We start from the raw sequence: 2,520 nt of genomic DNA, 5'->3' as shown, positions 1-2,520 counted from the left end.
GCGCCCGGCGGCGCGATCGAAGGTGACCACACATCGCCAACGCAGCCGGTCTCCGACCTTACCTTCATGCCGAAGCCGCTCACCGGTGCCGACATGTGGGGCCTAACCATGTTCGACCAGTTGGCCTGCCGGATCGAATTCCAGGGCCTGCGCTATGAGGGTCGCTATACGCCGCCTTCCGTCCAGGGCTCGCTGATCTACCCCGGCAACTTCGGCACCTTCAACTGGGGTGGCGTCGCCGTCGACCCGGTCCGGCAGGTGCTGTTCGGCATGCCGACCTATCTGGCGTTCAAGTCGGAGCTCATTCCGCGCGATCAGGTGCCGCCACCGGACGAAGGGCGCGGCAGCGAGCAGGGGCTGAACCGCAACGAGGGCGCGCCCTATGCGGTGGTGATGGGACCGTTCCTGTCGCCGCTCGGCATTCCTTGCCAGGCGCCGCCCTGGGGCTATGTCGCCGGCGCCGATCTCAGGACCGGCAAGATCGCCTACATGCATCGCAACGGCACCGTCTACGATATGACGCCGCTGCCGCTGCCGCTGAAGGTCGGGGTGCCGGGCATTGGCGGGCCGATGATCACCGCTGGCGGCGTCGCCTTCCTGGGGGCGGCGGTCGACGACTATCTGCGCGCCTACGACCTGACATCGGGCAAGCAGCTGTGGCAGGCGCGGCTGCCGGCCGGCGGGCAATCGACGCCGATGACCTATACGGTGGCCGACGGCCGCCAGTTCGTGGTCATCGTCGCCGGCGGCCACGGTTCGGTCGGCACCAAGCCCGGGGACTATGTGATCGCCTACGCGCTGCCGAAGTAGGGGCGCAGGGCGCGCGATCTCTCAGAGGTCGCGCCGCCCATCATCTGTGCCGGTATCTTTTCCCCGCATAGTGACGGGGAAAAGTGCCCGACTGGGCGATGAGGGGCGGCAAATCTTCCGATCGGCCCGATTGTCGATCAGCCAATCCCCAGATGGCCCTTCAGGCTGGGCACCGAGCCGAGCACCTTGTTGGTCAGGTCGGGGCCGGCGGCGGCTTCGGCCTGCTGGATCAGCGTCGCGCCGGCCTTCTGGATCTGCGCCATGTCGAGCCCGGATGCCTTGAGCGCGGCGACGCCGTTGATCAGCGCGCCGGCCTTCTCGCCGAGAACGCCGCCAAGCGCGCCCTGCAACGACGACAAAAAACCGCCGCCGCCGGCCGGAGCGGCAGCCATGACGTCATATTGATGGGCGAGGTCGTCGGCGCCGGGGATCCTGGCGAAGAACGCCGAGGCGCTGGTGCCTTCCGCCTCGTGTTCGAGCACCGAGAAGATGGTGCCGACGACTTTCTCCGTCGTCGCCTGGTCGAGGTCCGCCTTCTGCGAAACGGTGTTGACGATGTCCTGGACGTTCATGGCGTCACTCAGCCCTGGGTTTTCGTGTTGCGGTTCCGCTCAGTGCGGACCCTGATCAACGATCGTCTGCCTGCGTTCAGAACCATCGAGCACAGGGCCAAAGCGGCACTCGCCGAAAGGACGAGCGCGCTGGCGAGGATCGGGGAAGGCATGGTCATGGTCATCGCTTCCTTCTGGGTCTGACGTGTGGGCACACGGCCAAGATACTGGGCGATAGCCACCTTCCCTCACGATTGTGGCAGCGCCAGCAGGATTTATCGCCAATGACCAAAAAGTGATGACACGGCCGCGCATGGCGCCGGCTTTACTGCTCGGGCGCGGCCGGCGCCCTGCGCCCTGAGGCAATCGGCGGCCGCGATGAGTGCTCGACTGGATCATGCCGGCTTGGTCCCTATGTAGCTGGGAATTAAAGCCCGAAGCAGAGGACCTATCCATGACGAAACCCGACGCCAAGCCCGCCATCACCCAGGCGATGATCGACGCCTATGACGAATACACGCATCTGACGCTCGATCGCCGCCGGTTCATGGAGCAGTTGACCCGGCTTGCCGGATCGGGTGCGGCGGCGGCCGCGATCGCGCCGCTTCTGGCGGCAAATTCGGCGCAAGCGGCTGTTGTCGCCGACAACGATCCGCGGGTGAAGGGCGAGGACATCAGCTATCCCGGCAGCAGCGGCGAAATGAAGGGCTACCTGGTCAAGCCGGTGGACAAGGCGGGCAAGCTCGGCACGGTGATCGTCGTGCATGAGAACAGGGGGCTCAACCCGCATATCCGCGATGTGACGCGACGCGTGGCGCTGGAGGGGTTCGTGGCGCTGGCGCCGGATTTTCTGTCGCCGCTCGGCGGAACGCCAACCGATGAAGACAAGGCGCGCGACATGTTCGCCAAGCTCGATCCGGCGCAGACCATCGCCAACGGTGTCGCGACCGTCGCTTTCCTCAAGAGCGACAAGGACGGCAACGGCAAGGTCGGCGCCATCGGCTTCTGCTGGGGTGGCGGCACGGTCAACATGCTGGCCATCAACGCGCCCGATCTCAGTGCCGGCGTTGCCTATTACGGCATGCAACCGAAGGCCGCCGATGTATCCAAGATCAAGGCGGCCTTGCTGTTGCACTATGGCGGACTGGACGAGCGCATC

3 protein-coding genes and 1 pseudogene are annotated in these 2,520 nt (G+C 65.8%); 3 read left to right on the top strand and 1 reads right to left on the bottom strand.

Annotated features, from left to right (window positions below):
• Positions 1 to 810, top strand: a pseudogene (locus EN964_RS31715) (PQQ-binding-like beta-propeller repeat protein); the annotation flags it as partial.
• A 137-nt stretch (positions 811 to 947) separates the two neighbouring features.
• Here EN964_RS31715 and EN964_RS31710 read toward each other — a convergent pair.
• A complete protein-coding gene (locus tag EN964_RS31710) occupies positions 948 to 1,382 on the bottom strand; it encodes a hypothetical protein (RefSeq protein WP_127271113.1) in 435 nt (144 codons plus the stop codon).
• A gap of 42 nt (positions 1,383 to 1,424) precedes the next feature.
• Here EN964_RS31710 and EN964_RS37925 point away from each other — a divergent pair, with 42 nt between their 5' ends.
• Together EN964_RS37925 and EN964_RS31700 are read left to right on the top strand one after the other, a co-directional pair.
• Positions 1,425 to 1,565: a hypothetical protein gene (locus EN964_RS37925; RefSeq protein ID WP_164776157.1), complete on the top strand. Its 141-nt coding sequence runs from the start codon at positions 1,425 to 1,427 to the stop codon at positions 1,563 to 1,565.
• A gap of 250 nt (positions 1,566 to 1,815) precedes the next feature.
• Positions 1,816 to 2,520 (top strand): dienelactone hydrolase family protein (locus EN964_RS31700; RefSeq protein WP_164776154.1); only part of this gene is annotated, 705 nt, incomplete at its 3' end.

The organism is Mesorhizobium sp. M7A.F.Ca.CA.001.10.2.1 (assembly GCF_003998575.1).
In the GTDB taxonomy this organism is placed as follows: Bacteria; Pseudomonadota; Alphaproteobacteria; order Rhizobiales; family Rhizobiaceae; genus Mesorhizobium.
This window is presented reverse-complemented; position numbering and strand designations above follow the sequence as displayed.

What these genes read in the sequence shown, in the direction of transcription:
- EN964_RS31710 (WP_127271113.1), bottom strand. Translation starts at nt 1,382, where the DNA reads ATGAACGTCCAGGACATCGTCAACACCGTTTCGCAGAAGGCGGACCTC.